The following is a 1070-nucleotide window of genomic DNA, read 5'->3' as shown; positions in this document are numbered from 1 at the left end:
TGGGGGATCCGGGAGTCGGACATCCTCATCGACACGCTCACGTTCACGATCTGCACGGGTCAGGAGGAGTCCCGCAAGGACGGGATCGCGACGATCGAGTCGATCCGTGAGCTCAAGCGCCGTCATCCGGACGTGCAGACCACGCTGGGTCTGTCGAACATTTCCTTCGGTCTGAATCCGGCGGCGCGGGTGCTGCTGAACTCGGTGTTCCTGGACGAGTGTGTCAAGGCGGGGCTGGATTCGGCGATCGTGCACGCGTCGAAGATCCTGCCGATCGCCCGGTTCGATGAGGAGCAGGTCACCACCGCCCTGGATCTGATCTACGACCGGCGCGAGGGGGACTATGACCCGTTGCAGAAGCTGATGGCGCTGTTCGAGGGGGTCAACACCAAGTCGATGAAGGCGGGCCGCGCCGAGGAGTTGCTGGCGCTGCCGCTGGACGAGCGGTTGCAGCGCCGGATCATCGACGGGGAGAAGAACGGTCTGGAGCGGGATCTGGAGGAGGCGCTGGAGACCCGGCCGGCGCTGGCGATCGTCAACGACACGCTGCTGGAGGGCATGAAGGTCGTCGGTGAGCTGTTCGGTTCGGGGCAGATGCAGCTGCCGTTCGTGCTTCAGTCGGCGGAGGTGATGAAGACGGCGGTGGCGTTCCTGGAGCCGCACATGGAGAAGACCGATGACGAGGGCAAGGGCACGATCGTCCTGGCCACGGTCCGCGGTGACGTCCATGACATCGGGAAGAACCTCGTCGACATCATCCTGACGAACAACGGCTACACGGTCGTCAACATCGGCATCAAGCAGCCGGTCTCGGCGATCCTGGAGGCCGCGCAGGAACACAAGGCCGATGTGATCGGCATGTCGGGGCTGCTGGTGAAGTCCACGGTGATCATGAAGGAGAACCTGGAAGAGCTCAACCAGCGCAAGCTGGCCGCCGACTACCCCGTCATCCTCGGCGGCGCCGCCCTCACCCGCGCCTACGTCGAACAAGACCTCCACGAAATCTACGAAGGCGAAGTCCGCTACGCCCGCGACGCCTTCGAAGGCCTGCGCCTCATGGACGCCCTCAT

1 protein-coding gene is annotated in these 1070 nt (G+C 64.2%); it reads left to right on the top strand.

The genetic code is table 11. The features are described 5' to 3' along the window. On the top strand, positions 1-1070 hold a 1070-nt coding region (locus tag ACFYYT_RS36485), incomplete at both ends, for a B12-binding domain-containing protein (RefSeq protein WP_351831878.1).

The sequence above is a fragment of the Streptomyces sp. NPDC002032 genome (assembly GCF_042890765.1).
Classification (GTDB): domain Bacteria; phylum Actinomycetota; class Actinomycetes; order Streptomycetales; family Streptomycetaceae; genus Streptomyces.
Note: the sequence above shows the minus strand (reverse complement) of the source record. Positions and strands in the feature narration are given on the sequence as shown.